Raw genomic sequence first — 14,253 nt, 5'->3', positions numbered from 1 at the left:
GGGGGAGTTGACGTATTGCTGAGGGCCCTTGCCGACCAGCATTCGTGCTGGTCGGCAAGGGCCCTCAGGTTGGCCGGCCGTCCGGTCAGATGTCCCGGAAGATCTCGATCTGCGCCCCCACCGAGTTGAGCCGCTCGGCCAGGTCCTCGTAGCCGCGGTTGATGACGTACACGTTCCGCAGGACGGACGTGCCCTCGGCCGCCATCATCGCCAGCAGGACGACGACGGCGGGGCGCAGGGCGGGCGGGCACATCATCTCGGCGGCGCGCCAGCGGGTCGGGCCCTCGACCAGGACCCGGTGCGGGTCGAGGAGCTGGAGGCGGCCGCCGAGGCGGTTCAGGTCCGTGAGGTAGATCGCGCGGTTGTCGTAGACCCAGTCGTGGATGAGGGTCTTGCCCTGCGCGGAGGCCGCGATGGCCGCGAAGAACGGGACGTTGTCGATGTTCAGGCCCGGGAACGGCATCGGGTGGATCTTGTCGATCGGCGCCTCCAGCTTGGAGGGCCGGACGGTCAGGTCCACCAGGCGCGTACGGCCGTTGTCCGCGAAGTACTCCGGCGTACGGTCGTGGTCGAGGCCCATCTCCTCCAGGACCGCCAGCTCGATCTCCAGGAACTCGATCGGCACCCGGCGCACGGTCAGCTCGGACTCCGTGACGACCGCCGCGGCCAGCAGGCTCATCGCCTCGACCGGGTCCTCGGAGGGGGAGTAGTCGACGTCCACGTCGATGTTCGGCACGCCGTGCACGGTGAGCGTGGTGGTGCCGATGCCCTCGACGCGTACGCCCAGTGCCTCCAGGAAGAAGCAGAGGTCCTGGACCATGTAGTTGGACGAGGCGTTGCGGATGACGGTCGTGCCGTCGTGGCGCGCGGCCGCGAGGAGGGCGTTCTCGGTCACCGTGTCGCCGCGCTCGGTCAGCACGATGGGGCGGCCCGGGGTCACCTTGCGGTCCACCTGCGCGTGGTAGAGACCCTCGGTGGCCGCGATGTCCAGGCCGAACCGGCGCAGCGCGATCATGTGCGGCTCGATCGTCCGCGTGCCCAGGTCGCAGCCGCCCGCGTACGGCAGCGTGAAGCTGTCCATCCGGTGCAGCAGCGGGCCGAGGAACATGATGATCGAGCGGGTGCGGCGGGCCGCCGCCGCGTCCATCGCCCCCATGTCCAGCTCGGCCGGCGGCACGATCTCCAGGTCGACGCCACCGTTGATCCACCGGGTGCGTACGCCGATGGAGCCGAGCACCTCCAGAAGGCGGTACACCTCCTCGATGCGCGCGACACGGCGCAGCACCGTGCGGCCCCGGTTCAGGAGCGTCGCGCAGAGCAGCGCCACGCACGCGTTCTTGCTGGTCTTCACGTCGATCGAGCCGGAGAGCCGACGGCCACCGACCACGCGCAGATGCATCGGACCCGCGTAGCCGAGCGAGACGATCTCGCTGTCCAGCGCTTCACCGATTCGGGCGATCATCTCAAGGCTGATGTTTTGGTTGCCGCGTTCGATGCGGTTCACCGCACTCTGACTGGTGCCGAGCGCCTCGGCCAGCTGCGCCTGTGTCCAGCCTCGGTGCTGACGGGCGTCACGGATGAGCTTGCCGATGCGTACGAGGTAGTCGTCTGCCATGGCGGCAGGCTATCTCACATATGAGATGGGGCATCTCGGGGGGGTCTGAGAGGGTGACGGACCCTCAGCGACGCTTGGGGCGCTTGGTCGTGGTGCGTCGCCAGCCGAAGGGGCCCGGCAGATCCATCGAGGTGGTCCGGCGGCCCGTGCTGCTGTGTGTGCGCCGCGGCCCGTTCTTGCCGCCGCTGGTGATGGACCACGAGCGACGGTTGATGTTCAGCCGTACCCCCGGCAGGATCCGGAAGCTCTTACGGAATGTGAGGGGCATGTGTGCCTCCTTGTCGTCCGTCGCCGGGTACCCCGGATGCCGGTCGATACGCCGAACGCGCTTGCTCCCGGGCCTGGTTCGGGTCCGGGGCCGTATCCGGGGATCGCCCTGCGGCATGGTTTCGGCCGCTTTGGGGTGTCTCTCGGAGTGGGTCGGCGGGTGCGTCCGTGCAACAGGACACACTGTTCTGTCCTGTCCTGTCCTGTCCTGTCTCTGGGACTGGGGCCATCGGCCAGACGCTCACCTGGGGTTGGACAGATGTGGTGAGACTCCGGTCTTCGGGTTGTCTCACCACTGGTGACCACTGCGGGGCGGCGATGGAAAATCTCACGTATGTGGCCGACCGGACGAACGGTTCACCTTCTGTCAGCGGCCAGGAACGGCAGAACTCGGGGCAGGATCTCGGCGGAGCGAACCCAGCCGCCGTGGTGGTCGGCACCCGGCACGGAGAAGAAGTCGCTGGTGGTGCGTTCGGCGACTTTGCGCATCGGTTCGTGCCAGGGGTCGGCTGTGCCGCAATACATCAGCATGGGGACATCGACGGACACCAGACCGGCGTCGAGGGCGCGGTCACGGGAGAACGCCTCGTAGTTGGCGCGCAGGGCGGAGGGATCGGCTGCGTCGATGACAGCGGCCTGCGAGGGATCGGCATAGGCACCCTGCCGCAGGACGTCGAAGGCGTCAGTCTCGGCGGGCAGGCCGAGCTGTCGAAACGCGTGATCGCGTGCGGAGGCGAAACCGTCCACGGGATCCCAGGAACCGGCGACGACTCGCGCGCATCGTTCCGGCGCGTGCAGGGCCATGCCGAGTGCGGTCAACGCACCCATGGAGTAGCCCCACACGCCGGCCCGGTCGGCACCGATGTCGTCAAGGACGGCGGTGACGCACTCGACACGGCGTTCCAGGGCGTATGCGGCCGGGTCGGTCGGGGCGTCGCTGGCTCCCAGCCCCAGCGGATCGATGGCCACCACTGTGTGGTCGGTGCGCAGCCTCTGGGCGTAGCCGACGGCATTCCAGCTCGCACCGGTCTGGAACATTCCCGGATGCAGGACCAGAACCGGCCCGTCTCCGGACACCTCGTAGAAGATCTTTAATCCGTTGCTGTGCGCCGTCGGCACCTGTTCCTCCTTGTCCGCTGCCTGCGGGGCGCCCTCGTATCACGCCGATTAGCGCCTGCCACCAGGAAAGTTACGACTTGTAACAGGCGTCATCCTGGAGCATGCTCAGGCTCTGCGGAAGGAGGCACTTTCATGTCGCAACGGAACACCGGGGTAACGAACCAGCTCACACCGCCGCCGGACGGCGTCCCGGAGATCCCCGACTGTCCCTTGAGGGAAGTGCTCGCCTTGATCGGCGACAAGTGGAGTGCCCAAGTGCTGGTCGTTCTCGGCGACGGTCCACACCGGTTCACCGAGTTGGAGCGCGCCATCGAAGGCATCAGCCGACGCATGCTGACTTTGAGCCTGCGCAACCTGGAGCGAAACGGGCTGATCACCCGAACCGTCCATCCCGATGCACCACCACGCGTGGAATACGCCACTACTGCCTTGGTCGATGAAATCCGTGAACCACTGGAGGCCCTGGCGGCGTGGGCTGACCGGAACCGACCACTCATCGCAGCCGCACGGCACTCATACGACAGCCGCACCTGAGCCCACAAGGAGACAGCGCACCCTGGTAAGGCGGGAGACGCCCGCGACGGCATCGCCACCGCGCCGTCCCCATATTGCGCGGCCAGGATCCGCTCCGTGCGCCAGCGGAAGTACTCCACCCTCCGCGAGGACCCCTCGATCACTTCCGCCATCGCCTGACGCAACGCGGCCACCACCCGCTGATCGGCCCGCTCCAGCCACGACTCGTAGCCCACATGCGTGCCCGTCGTCGCGGTCCACCACCAACCGGTGAAGTTCTTCTGACCCCGGTAGATCGGAAACGCCCGGGACGGACGGCAGTCCTCGAACCGGACATGCCGGCACTGCGTCAGAGCCGAACGGACGACCCGGCCCACACCGTCGACGTACTCCACCTCAAACGGATCGACCCCGCCAAGCGGGACCGCCACAACCGCCGGATCCGCCATGCCCACCCCCGGCACCGCAACGTACGGACACTCGTGAACGTACGGCGGACAGCGGGGCCTGTGGCCACACAGCCGAGATTTTCACCCGAAGGAGGCCAGGCCAAGTGGGACCTGGCCACCTTCACGGGGACAGGACAACACCCTCCGGGCATGACCGCCCAGCGGTCATGTACTAGAGTTATCTCGACATCGAGATATCTGCCGAGGCGTGCCGCAGCCGCCCGGACCGGTAAGGGTTACCTAACTTAGCCTTACCTTAGCGGATCGGCCAAGAGGGCGTGGCGGCAGGATGCGGTGGTACGCGCACATGAATGAAGGAGACTGTCGTGTCGGCGAACAGCTTCGACGCCCGTAGCACGCTCAGCGTGGGCGACGAGTCGTACGAGATCTTCCGGCTGGACAAGGTGGAAGGCTCGGCCCGCCTTCCGTACAGCCTCAAGGTCCTGCTGGAGAACCTGCTCCGTACCGAGGACGGCGCGAACATCACCGCCGACCACATCCGTGCTCTTGGCGACTGGGACTCGCAGGCCCAGCCCAGCCAGGAGATCCAGTTCACGCCGGCCCGCGTGATCATGCAGGACTTCACCGGTGTGCCCTGTGTCGTGGACCTGGCCACCATGCGTGAGGCCGTGAAGGAGCTGGGCGGCGACGCGGCGAAGATCAACCCGCTGGCCCCCGCCGAGCTGGTCATCGACCACTCCGTCATCGCCGACAAGTTCGGCACCAACGAGGCGTTCGCCCAGAACGTCGAGCTGGAGTACGGCCGCAACCGCGAGCGCTACCAGTTCCTGCGCTGGGGCCAGACCGCGTTCGACGAGTTCAAGGTCGTCCCGCCGGGCACCGGCATCGTCCACCAGGTGAACATCGAGCACCTGGCCCGTACGGTGATGGTGCGCAACGGGCAGGCCTACCCCGACACCCTCGTCGGTACGGACTCGCACACCACCATGGTCAACGGTCTGGGTGTACTGGGCTGGGGCGTCGGCGGTATCGAGGCCGAGGCCGCGATGCTCGGCCAGCCGGTCTCGATGCTCATCCCGCGCGTCGTCGGCTTCAAGCTCACCGGTGAGCTCAAGCCGGGCACCACCGCCACGGACCTCGTGCTCACGATCACCGAGATGCTCCGCAAGCACGGTGTCGTCGGCAAGTTCGTCGAGTTCTACGGCGAGGGTGTGGCGGCCACGAGCCTCGCCAACCGCGCCACCATCGGCAACATGTCGCCGGAGTTCGGCTCCACCGCCGCGATCTTCCCGATCGACGACGAGACCCTGAAGTACCTGCGCCTGACCGGCCGTGACGCCCAGCAGGTCGCGCTCGTCGAGGCGTACGCCAAGGAGCAGGGCCTCTGGCTCGACCCGGCCGCCGAGCCCGACTTCTCCGAGAAGCTGGAGCTGGACCTCTCCACGGTCGTCCCGTCGATCGCCGGCCCGAAGCGCCCGCAGGACCGCATCGTCCTCGCGAACGCCGCCGAGCAGTTCAAGAGCGACGTCCTCAACTACGTCGACACCGCCGACGAGGCCGGCAAGGAGTCCTTCCCGGCCTCCGACGCCCCGGCCAACCACCCCAACGGCGCCCCGTCCAACCCGGTCACCGTGACCGCCGCCGACGGCTCCACGTACGAGATCGACCACGGTGCGGTGACGGTCGCGGCCATCACCTCCTGCACCAACACCTCGAACCCGTACGTCATGGTCGCCGCCGCGCTCGTCGCGAAGAAGGCCGTGGAGAAGGGGCTCACGCGCAAGCCCTGGGTGAAGACCACCCTCGCGCCCGGCTCCAAGGTCGTCACCGACTACTTCGACAAGGCGGGGCTCACCCCCTACCTCGACAAGGTCGGCTTCAACCTTGTCGGCTACGGCTGCACCACCTGCATCGGCAACTCCGGCCCGCTGCCGGAGGAGGTCTCCAAGGCCGTCAACGACCACGATCTGGCCGTGACCTCGGTGCTCTCCGGCAACCGTAACTTCGAGGGCCGGATCAACCCCGACGTCAAGATGAACTACCTGGCCTCCCCGCCGCTGGTCGTCGCGTACGCCCTCGCGGGGTCCATGAAGGTGGACATCACCAAGGACGCGCTGGGCGTCGACCAGGACGGCAAGCCCGTCCACCTGGAAGACATCTGGCCGACCGAGGCCGAGGTCAACGACGTCGTGGCGAACGCCATCGGCGAGGACATGTTCAACAAGTCCTACCAGGACGTCTTCGCGGGCGACGCCCAGTGGCAGGCGCTGCCGATCCCGACCGGCAACACCTTCGAGTGGGACCCGCAGTCCACCTACGTGCGCAAGCCCCCGTACTTCGAGGGCATGACGATGGAGACCACCCCGGTCTCCGACATCACCGGCGCGCGCGTCCTCGCCAAGCTCGGCGACTCGGTGACGACGGACCACATCTCGCCCGCCGGCGCGATCAAGGCCGACACCCCGGCCGGCAAGTACCTCACCGAGCACGGCATCGAGCGGCGTGACTTCAACTCCTACGGCTCGCGCCGGGGCAACCACGAGGTCATGATCCGCGGCACCTTCGCCAACATCCGCCTGCGCAACCAGATCGCGCCGGGCACCGAGGGCGGCTACACCCGCGACTTCACCGTCGACGGCGGTCCGGTCTCCTTCATCTACGACGCCTCGCGCAACTACATCGAGCAGGGCACCCCGCTGGTCATCCTGGCCGGCAAGGAGTACGGCTCCGGCTCGTCCCGCGACTGGGCGGCCAAGGGCACCGCGCTCCTGGGCGTCAAGGCCGTCGTCGCCGAGTCCTACGAGCGCATCCACCGCTCGAACCTCATCGGCATGGGCGTCATCCCGCTGCAGTACCCGGAGGGCCAGTCCGCCGAGAGCCTCGGCCTGACCGGCGAGGAGGCCTTCTCCATCGCCGGCATCACCGAACTGAACGACGGCACCACCCCCCGTACGGTCAAGGTCACCACCGACACCGGTGTGGAGTTCGACGCGGTCGTCCGCATCGACACCCCCGGTGAGGCCGACTACTACCGCAACGGCGGCATCCTGCAGTACGTGCTGCGCAGCCTGATCCGCAAGTAGGCGGGCCACCGCGAGTACGCGGTCCGGTACGGCAGTTGAGGGCCGCACTCCCGGAGACGGGGGTGCGGCCCTTCGCCGTGGTCCACCAGCTCGTCGAAGGCGGAGACCCCCACCGCGGCCCAGGGACTCGTGGCTGGGGTCTGTCGTGCCGTGTCGTACGCCGTGTTCACCATGGCCCGGCACGCTAGTGCTGTGACCACATGGGTTCACCGGCATGGCGTGGCAGCGTGCCCAGTAGGCGATCCGTTCCCGGGCCGCCCGCCCGTGGACGAGGCAGCGGTGGTGGGTCGGTTCCTCGCCGAGCCGACGCAGGGGAGGCGAGGTTGTCCGGCCGTTCGTGACGGTGTGCCCGCTCCAGCCTGGCCGCCCTCGCCCCCGCTCCTGGCTGGACCCACTCGCCACTTCGCCTGTCGGCAGCATCCGCCCCGACGGGTGACTATGGGCCGACGAGACTTGTGCGGGGTCGGCGAGCGCGCGGTCAGAACCAGTGCAGGCAGTGCGGGGGACGGTCGGCGCGGAAGAGGGAGTCAGCGAGGGTGGCCGCGCCTTGGCGGTGGGCTTGGATGTGTCCGGCACGTACGAGCGTGCTCGGGGCGGTGCCGCCGAGGTAGACGGAGCCCAGGTCGCGCACGTCCATGGAGAGGTCGGGCTTCCGGTCCGTGGGGACGCAGTCAGCCTTGCCGTCCCGGACGGTCAGCAGGTAGCGGCCGTGCTCGCCGAAGAACGGGTCGTCGATGTCGAGGACGAGTTCGCCGTCCGTGAACCAGCCGCGCGCGGTCAGAGCACGCGGGACGTCCAGTAGCCGCACCCAGAGCCAGTCCATGTCGCCGCTCACCTCGCCGGCGCGGAAATCCGCGAACTGCCAGCGCAGCGGGTGCCCGGGCGGGACGTGCTTGAACACGACCTGAGAGACCAGATCGTGTCCGAGTACGAACCGGGCCAGGGCCGTGAAGACGGCGTCGTCGGTGGCGATGGTCTCGTCGACCGTCAGGGTGCCGGACTCGACCGAGTAGCCGGCGTACCCGTCCGGGACGCCGTCGGCGTTCCGGTGGACGGCGACGTAGCGCGGCGCCGGCGAGATCGGGGGCTGCCCCGCGCGCAAGGCCCACCAGCGGTGCGGACGGGACAGCGCGCCGGGCTGGGCGCGGCGGTACCGGTCGTAGACCTCTTCCAGAATCTCGCCGCACTCGGCCCGACGCAGCACCTCGACCGAGCCGTTGTCCGAGCCGGTCGCTGGTGCGTCGGCCACTCCGCGTGCCCGGGGAATGGCGAGGGCGGCCTTGTGGCGCGGCACCGTCAGCTGCGCCGTGTAGGTCGCCGGTCCGTAGCCGAATCTGCCGTAGATCGGAGCCTCAGAGGCCAGCAGCACGGAAAGGAACTCCCCGCCGGCCCGCAACTCGGCGAGCTGATGCCGCATCATCGCGCTGAGCACGCCCTGGCGCCGGTGCGAGGGCAGGACGCCGACGGCGGTCACCCCGGCGGCCGAGACGAGGGTCTCACCGGGCAGGGTGAGCTCGAAGGAGTGCGCGGCGGCGGTGCCGACAGGCCGCCCGTCCGCCGTCAGAGCGAGCAGACAGCGGTCCATTTCGAGCGCCGACCACCAGAGCCCGCCGCCCTCGACCGGGGGTTCCGGGAAGAGCCCGAACGCGGCATGGACTGTGTCGACGAAGACGTCGAGGTCCTTGTCGGTCGTGGGACGGATCTCCATTGTTGCCGCTGCCTCCTCGGGATGCCGGCACCACGACTCATGGTGTCTGGCCACAGTGCAGCGTCAACCCGTAGCCAGGGCAAGCGAATTACGGCCGGGCCCGCAGCCGGACACGGCACAGCCCGGTCCAAGCCCGGCCCCGAGGTGCGTCGCGGTGATAGGGCTCGGCGGCGGTCGTGAGCCAGGCGTCAGGCCGTGACGGGCAGTGGGCGTCCGCCCCAGCGGATGCCCTAAGGGTTGGCCCAGGAGGCGTTGGTCGGGTGAAGCACAGCTCGACCTTGTTCTTCTGCGCCCACCGGCGGATCTTCGTGCCCTTGTGTGCGGAGAGGTTGTCCAGGATCACGTAGATCGGGGCGCCGTCCGGGCGGGAGGCCCGGACGGACTTGAGCGCGGCCAGGCTGTTGGCCGCTCCCTTGCGACTGGCCGCTCCCTTGCGACGGCGGTTGACGCCCCACAAGGTGTCGTCGCCGATCGAGTAGCAGCCGTGGAAGTAGATGACGCCGTGGGTGCGGTGGCAGGTGGTCGGGGAAGTTCTCCAGCAGGTACTCGATCCGGTCGAGCTTGGCGTCGCGCTCGGGATCGGTGGACTCCTTCCAGGTCTTGGTCCGCTGGAAGGTCACGCCGCGGCGGGCGAGCAGGCGCCGCAGGGCCTCGCGGCCGATCCGGATCACCCGGCCGAGGACTTTGCGCAGGTAGGCGACGAGCTTGCGTAACGACCAGCGGGTGAAGGGCTGGCCGAGCCTGGCCGGACGGATGGTGGCCGTCGCCACGACGAATTCTTCGTCGTCAGGGCTGAGCAGGCGGGGGCGGCCTCCCGCCCACTGAGGGTCCAGGCAGGCCAGCCCGCTCTCGTTGAACCGCTGGATCACATCGCGCACCGTGTCCTCGTCGGCCTGGACCAGCTGGGCGATCACCGGCACGCGGTGCCCGCCGGCCGAGGCCAGCGGCATCATCGCGCGCCGGTAGCGCACCGATTGGTGTTGCCCCGCCGCATGATCTGCTGCAGACGCTGCCCCTCCTGGTCGGTCAGTCTGCGCACACGGACAGGCTCAGCCACCGCGCCTCCAGCGACCGGATCGGATGTCACCGCACATCCAATCGCCACGACCACCAGACGGCGAACCTATGCGGTCACAGCGCTAGAGGATCTCTGTTGAGGCTGACACACCTTGCCGGGCGGGCGCCTGCTCCGGACCGACGCCATGGGCCAGCGGGCGGCTACTTCAGGCCGAAGGCCCGCACCACGGTCTGGTCGATCCCGTGGCCGTCGTGGTCGGCGGCCCGTACGCGCAGCGACACCGACTCGGCGCCCTTCGCCGACTTGAACCGCGCCGCGCCGTTCTTGGCGATGAGCGGGGTGGTGCCGGTGGTGGCGTCGGCGCACCCCTGCTTCACCAGCTGGGTGATGTTGAACAGGGGCGGGGGGCGAGGTGGCCCGCCTGGAGCAGCGGTACGGCGTCCGCGGGGATGATGCTGATCTCGCCCTCGCCCTCGCCCTCGCTGGACAGGAAGGTGGCGTCCTCACGGCCCTTGCCGCGTCGGACGCCGCCGGCGTTCGTGCCGTCCGCTCCCGCGGTGAGCGACACGGTGCCGCCGTGAGAAGGGTGACGGTCCGAGTGGTTCCGGCGCCGGTCGTGGCGTCGGTCCTCGTGGTCGTGGCGTCGCTTGTGGCGGCGCTCGCTGACAACGCTTCCTGCCTGGTGGGCGGAAGCCAGGGATCAGAGTGGGCGCCGCGCGGCAGAGGGCTCAAGGGATTCGTGTGGCTGAGGAATGCCAATGTCCCTTTTGGCCAAGGGAGTTGACGGGTGCGCTACGCCCGGGTGCGGGCCGCCGTCTGCCCGGGCCCACCGGGTCGCACGGCTGCGGCTCAGGCGGAACACAGGGTTCTGCCAGCCAACCGGGACAGGATCGAGACATGTCTGGCATCCGAAGGGAGCACGTCCGAGTGCTGAACGTCGACGACGAAACCGGCCACATGGAACCGCGCTCCGCGGTCGGCACGGGGTCCGTCACCGCGACCGGTGGGCGGTCGTGCCGGGTGGCGGACGGTGCGTCCGTGCCGCGTGTTGCGCGCAGCGGCCGCGCGCACCGCCGCAGCGCGCACAGCCGCAGCGCGCGCGGCGGCATCGCGTACATCGGCGGCGCGCACATCGGTATCGCCCGCAACAGCGGCGCGTACAGCCGCATCGCCCGCGGCGGCGTCCCGCATGCCGACGTCCTCGACGGATCGCGACACGACACAGCTGGGCCGGAGCACCGCACGGCTGGGCCGGAACCCCGCACGGACGGACTCACCTCGGCGCCGACGACCCGCTCCGGGCGAGCTGCCGCCCATGACGGCAGACCGACGGAGGCCGGGAGATGAGTTCGCGGCAGCGGCAGCGGCAGCGGCCGTGGCTGCGGCTCCGGCCTCATGGGCGGTCGCAGCAGGACCGGACCCCGCGCGGGCGCTCCCTGCGGTCCCGCCTCCCGCTGTTCGTCGGAGTCACCCTCGTCGCCGTGTGCGCGGTGACGGCGCTCACCGTCTTCTTCGTCCAACGCGCCTATCTGCTCGGCGATTTGGACCAGCGCGTCACCAACACCGCCGAGCGCGTCCAAGGCGGGACCCGGGGCGCGACCGAGGCCGGGCCGACCGCCGACCCGGACCTGACGTTCCCCGACCAGCGGGGTCAGGCCGTCGGCACGATCGCGGGCACGCTCGACGTCGACGGGTACGTATCGGCCGCCCGGGTCGTCCCCCAGGACGGTGACCCGCGAAATCTCAGCGCCGCCCAACGCGCCGCACTCGACGGCATCGAGGCCGACGGCTCCCTGCACACCCGGACCGTGCCCGGCCTCGGCACCTACCGGGTCACCGCCCTCGCCGACAGCGGGCACGCCGTCCTCACCGGCCTGCCGATGGACGGCGTACGGGACATGATCCGGAGCCTGGTCGTGACCGAGGCCGTGGTCGCCGTCGTCGCACTCGCCGCCGCGGGCTGCGTCTGCGCCGTCGTCATCCGGCGTCAGTTGCGGCCGCTGGGACGGGTCGCCGCCACCGCTGTCGAGGTCTCCCGCTCGCCGCTGGACCGGGGCGAGGTCACCGGCCCGGCCCCCGCATCCGGCCTCACCCGCGTGTCCGAACGGGACACCGACCCCGGCAGCGAGGCGGGCCAGGTCGGCGCCGCGCTCAACCGCATGATCGACCACGTGGAGTCCTCGTTCGCGGAGCGGCAACGCGGCGAGGAGGAGGCCCGTCGCAGCGAGGAACGCGTACGCCGCCTCCTCGCCGACGCCAGCCATGAACTCCGTACGCCACTCGCGGCCATCGCCGGATACGCGGAACTGATGAACCGCGGCGCGGGCATGATCGAGCCCACGCTGGCCTGGCGGAGGGTCTCCGCCGAGTCGGCCCGCATGACCGGCCTCGTCGAGGACCTGCTGCTGCTCGCCCGGCTCGACGAGGGACGCCCGCCGTACGCGGCCGAGGCGGACCTCGCGGCCCTGGTCGCCGAGGCGGTGTGGGACGCGCGGGCCGCCGGGGGCGACCACGACTGGCAGCTCGGGTTGGTCCTCGACACCCCGGCGCTCGTCGTCGGCGACGAGGCCCGACTGCACCAGGTGGTGGCCAATCTGTTGGCCAACGCGCGTATGCACACACCTGTGGGCACGACCGTCGTCACGTCGGTCGAGGCCACGGACGAGCGCCGCGTCATCCGGGTACGCGACAACGGCCCCGGCATCCCGCCCAACCTGCTCCCCAGGGTCTTCGAACGCTTCACCCGCGCCGATGCCTCGCGCTCCCGCCCGGACGCCAGGTCCGGCGGCTCCGGTCTCGGCCTCGCCATCGCGGCGGCGATCACCCAGGCACACGGAGGCCGGATCGGAGTGGAGAGCGAACCGGGGCGCACGGAGTTCACCATCGAGTTGCCCGCCATCGGGATGCCCCGGCTGCTCCCCGTGGACACGGTCTCGGCTCCCTCGACGCCGACGCCCACACAAGCACAGGCACAGGCACCGACGCCCACACCGCCCCCCACCCCGGCCCCGACGCGAGCCCCCGACACCGCCTCCTCGTCCATGAGCTGACAGCGACCTGTTTCCCAACCGTCGCGAGGGCCGCACACACCCGGGTGCAGCCCCCTTGCGCCAGGCGTTTACAGGTGCAGAGGTCCGCGCTAGCGTCAAAACCACGTGGGGTGGGAGCGCTCCCACATCGGTGGACCGGAACCCGCCCAGGGTTCGCTCCCATCCCGCGCATCCGCACACGGACGCACGGACGCATGGACACCATCCGCACACGGACGCCCATGTACACCCCACGGCCCATGAACGAAGGGACGGACAGATCTGTCATGATCCTGACAACTCCATCGCCCATGTCCACCCCACGCCCCCCACGGCGATTACCGCTCCCCGCCCGCGGCAGAGCCCTCCTGCTCATCCTGCTGGCCCTGGTCGTCACCATCCCGGCGCTCGGTCTGGTCGTCTCGGCCGGCGGCGAGGCGAAGGCCCACGGCACCCCCATGAAGCCCGGCAGCCGCACCTTCCTGTGCTGGCAGGACGGGCTCACCTCCACCGGTGAGATCAAGCCGATCAATCCGGCCTGCAAGAAGGCACAGCAGGTCAGCGGCACGACCCCGTTCTACAACTGGTTCTCGGTGCTCCGCTCCGACGGCGCGGGCCGCACCCGCGGCTTCGTGCCGGACGGCGAGCTGTGCAGCGGCGGCAACACCAACTTCACGGGCTTCAACTCGCCCAGCGCCGACTGGCCGTTGACCCATCTGACCTCGGGCGCGACCGTCGACTTCTCCTACAACGCCTGGGCCGCGCACCCGGGTTGGTTCTACGTCTACATCTCCAAGGACGGCTTCGACCCGACCAGGTCGCTCACCTGGAACGACATGGAGGCACAGCCGTTCCTGAGCGTCGACCACCCGCAGCTCAACGGCTCCCCGGGCACGGTCGAGGCGAACTACTCCTGGTCCGGCCGGCTCCCCTTGGGCAAGTCGGGCCGCCATCTGATCTACATGGTCTGGCAGCGCTCGGACAGCGCGGAGACCTTCTACTCCTGTTCCGACGTCGTCTTCGACGGCGGCAACGGAGAGGTGACGGGCATCCACGACCCGGGTGACCCGACCGAGCCCCCGCCCGGCGCCTGCTCCGCCACCCGCCGTACGACGGGCAGTTGGTCCGGCGGCTACCAGTCCCAGGTCACCGTCACCAACACCGGTGAGGTGCCGATGCTCGGCTGGATGGTCGACTGGACACTGCCCGGCGGCCAGTCCGTCGCCAGCCTCTGGAGCGGCAACGCCACGTACAGCGGCCAGAACGTGATGGTCCACAACGCCGACTGGAACGGGTCGCTCGATCCCGGCGAGAGCGCCTCGTTCGGGTACGTCGTCCAGGGGTCCGGGGGTGATGCGGCGACCGCCCTCGCCTGCCGACCGGGCTGAGCCGGGTCGGGTCGGCGAACCTGTGACTCCGCCCGCCCGGGCACCAGCTGCTCGGGGCGGACCCGGTGGCCGTAATCCACCGGGTCCGCGAGCCGGGCAGGCT

At 69.7% G+C, this 14,253-nt stretch carries 11 protein-coding genes and 1 pseudogene; 5 read left to right on the top strand and 7 right to left on the bottom strand.

The annotated features are described in order from the left end of the window. Positions 1–85: 85 nt before the first annotated feature. From ACIBEI_RS32890 to ACIBEI_RS32880, 3 genes are all read right to left on the bottom strand, one after another. Positions 86–1,615, bottom strand: coding sequence for a helix-turn-helix domain-containing protein (locus ACIBEI_RS32890; RefSeq protein ID WP_398893846.1), 1,530 nt, complete (start codon positions 1,613–1,615; stop codon positions 86–88). Positions 1,616–1,679: 64 nt separating this feature from the next. After that, positions 1,680–1,883, bottom strand: a complete 204-nt coding sequence (locus ACIBEI_RS32885; protein WP_143638373.1) for a DUF4236 domain-containing protein — start codon at positions 1,881–1,883, stop codon at positions 1,680–1,682. A 356-nt stretch (positions 1,884–2,239) separates the two neighbouring features. Beyond that, entirely contained in the window at positions 2,240–3,001 is a 762-nt protein-coding gene (locus ACIBEI_RS32880) for an alpha/beta fold hydrolase (protein WP_398893845.1), read from the bottom strand. A gap of 132 nt (positions 3,002–3,133) precedes the next feature. Between ACIBEI_RS32880 and ACIBEI_RS32875 the strand changes: the two genes are divergently transcribed. Next, complete coding sequence (locus ACIBEI_RS32875) at positions 3,134–3,535, top strand: winged helix-turn-helix transcriptional regulator (RefSeq protein WP_398893844.1); 402 nt, start codon at positions 3,134–3,136, stop codon at positions 3,533–3,535. A gap of 754 nt (positions 3,536–4,289) precedes the next feature. Beyond that, the gene (gene acnA, locus ACIBEI_RS32870) at positions 4,290–7,007 is read left to right on the top strand and encodes an aconitate hydratase AcnA (RefSeq protein ID WP_398893843.1); all 2,718 of its coding nucleotides are present in this window, start codon (positions 4,290–4,292) and stop codon (positions 7,005–7,007) included. A 478-nt stretch (positions 7,008–7,485) separates the two neighbouring features. Here acnA and ACIBEI_RS32865 read toward each other — a convergent pair whose 3' ends face one another. From ACIBEI_RS32865 to ACIBEI_RS32850, 4 genes and pseudogenes are all read right to left on the bottom strand, one after another. Further along, positions 7,486–8,715, bottom strand: a complete 1,230-nt coding sequence (locus ACIBEI_RS32865) for a GNAT family N-acetyltransferase (protein WP_398893842.1) — start codon at positions 8,713–8,715, stop codon at positions 7,486–7,488. Between the two features lie 233 nt (positions 8,716–8,948). Continuing rightward, positions 8,949–9,772, bottom strand: a pseudogene (locus ACIBEI_RS32860) (helix-turn-helix domain-containing protein); the annotation flags it as partial. A 161-nt stretch (positions 9,773–9,933) separates the two neighbouring features. Beyond that, positions 9,934–10,110 (bottom strand): hypothetical protein, encoded by a 177-nt coding sequence (locus tag ACIBEI_RS32855; RefSeq protein WP_398893841.1) that lies wholly within the window; start codon positions 10,108–10,110, stop codon positions 9,934–9,936. Next, on the bottom strand, positions 10,107–10,301 hold the full coding sequence (locus ACIBEI_RS32850) for a hypothetical protein (protein ID WP_398893840.1): 195 nt from the start codon (positions 10,299–10,301) through the stop codon (positions 10,107–10,109). The genes ACIBEI_RS32855 and ACIBEI_RS32850 overlap by 4 nt, the downstream gene beginning before the upstream one ends. 329 nt (positions 10,302–10,630) lie before the next feature. On the opposite strand from ACIBEI_RS32850, the gene ACIBEI_RS32845 reads away from it, so the two are divergent. The 3 genes from ACIBEI_RS32845 to ACIBEI_RS32835 all read left to right on the top strand — a co-directional run bounded on the left by ACIBEI_RS32845 (position 10,631) and on the right by ACIBEI_RS32835 (position 14,150). Continuing rightward, positions 10,631–11,080, top strand: a complete 450-nt coding sequence (locus ACIBEI_RS32845) for a hypothetical protein (RefSeq protein ID WP_398893839.1) — start codon at positions 10,631–10,633, stop codon at positions 11,078–11,080. Next, the gene (locus ACIBEI_RS32840; RefSeq protein ID WP_398893838.1) at positions 11,077–12,783 is read left to right on the top strand and encodes a sensor histidine kinase; all 1,707 of its coding nucleotides are present in this window, start codon (positions 11,077–11,079) and stop codon (positions 12,781–12,783) included. The genes ACIBEI_RS32845 and ACIBEI_RS32840 overlap by 4 nt, the downstream gene beginning before the upstream one ends. A 290-nt stretch (positions 12,784–13,073) precedes the next feature. Then, on the top strand, positions 13,074–14,150 hold the full coding sequence (locus ACIBEI_RS32835; protein WP_398893837.1) for a lytic polysaccharide monooxygenase: 1,077 nt from the start codon (positions 13,074–13,076) through the stop codon (positions 14,148–14,150). The last annotated feature ends 103 nt before the right edge of the window (positions 14,151–14,253 follow it).

The sequence above is a fragment of the Streptomyces sp. NPDC050988 genome (assembly GCF_044456225.1).
Classification (GTDB): Bacteria; Actinomycetota; Actinomycetes; order Streptomycetales; family Streptomycetaceae; genus Streptomyces.
This window is presented reverse-complemented; position numbering and strand designations above follow the sequence as displayed.

Bases quoted from the DNA above. Each gene is read 5' to 3' on its own strand.
- ACIBEI_RS32890 (WP_398893846.1), bottom strand. From the start codon at position 1,615: ATGGCAGACGACTACCTCGTACGCATCGGCAAGCTCATCCGTGACGCC.
- ACIBEI_RS32865 (WP_398893842.1), bottom strand. From the start codon at position 8,715: ATGGAGATCCGTCCCACGACCGACAAGGACCTCGACGTCTTCGTCGAC.
- ACIBEI_RS32875 (WP_398893844.1), top strand. From the start codon at position 3,134: ATGTCGCAACGGAACACCGGGGTAACGAACCAGCTCACACCGCCGCCG.
- ACIBEI_RS32840 (WP_398893838.1), top strand. From the start codon at position 11,077: ATGAGTTCGCGGCAGCGGCAGCGGCAGCGGCCGTGGCTGCGGCTCCGG.
- ACIBEI_RS32845 (WP_398893839.1), top strand. From the start codon at position 10,631: ATGTCTGGCATCCGAAGGGAGCACGTCCGAGTGCTGAACGTCGACGAC.
- ACIBEI_RS32835 (WP_398893837.1), top strand. From the start codon at position 13,074: ATGTCCACCCCACGCCCCCCACGGCGATTACCGCTCCCCGCCCGCGGC.
- ACIBEI_RS32885 (WP_143638373.1), bottom strand. From the start codon at position 1,883: ATGCCCCTCACATTCCGTAAGAGCTTCCGGATCCTGCCGGGGGTACGG.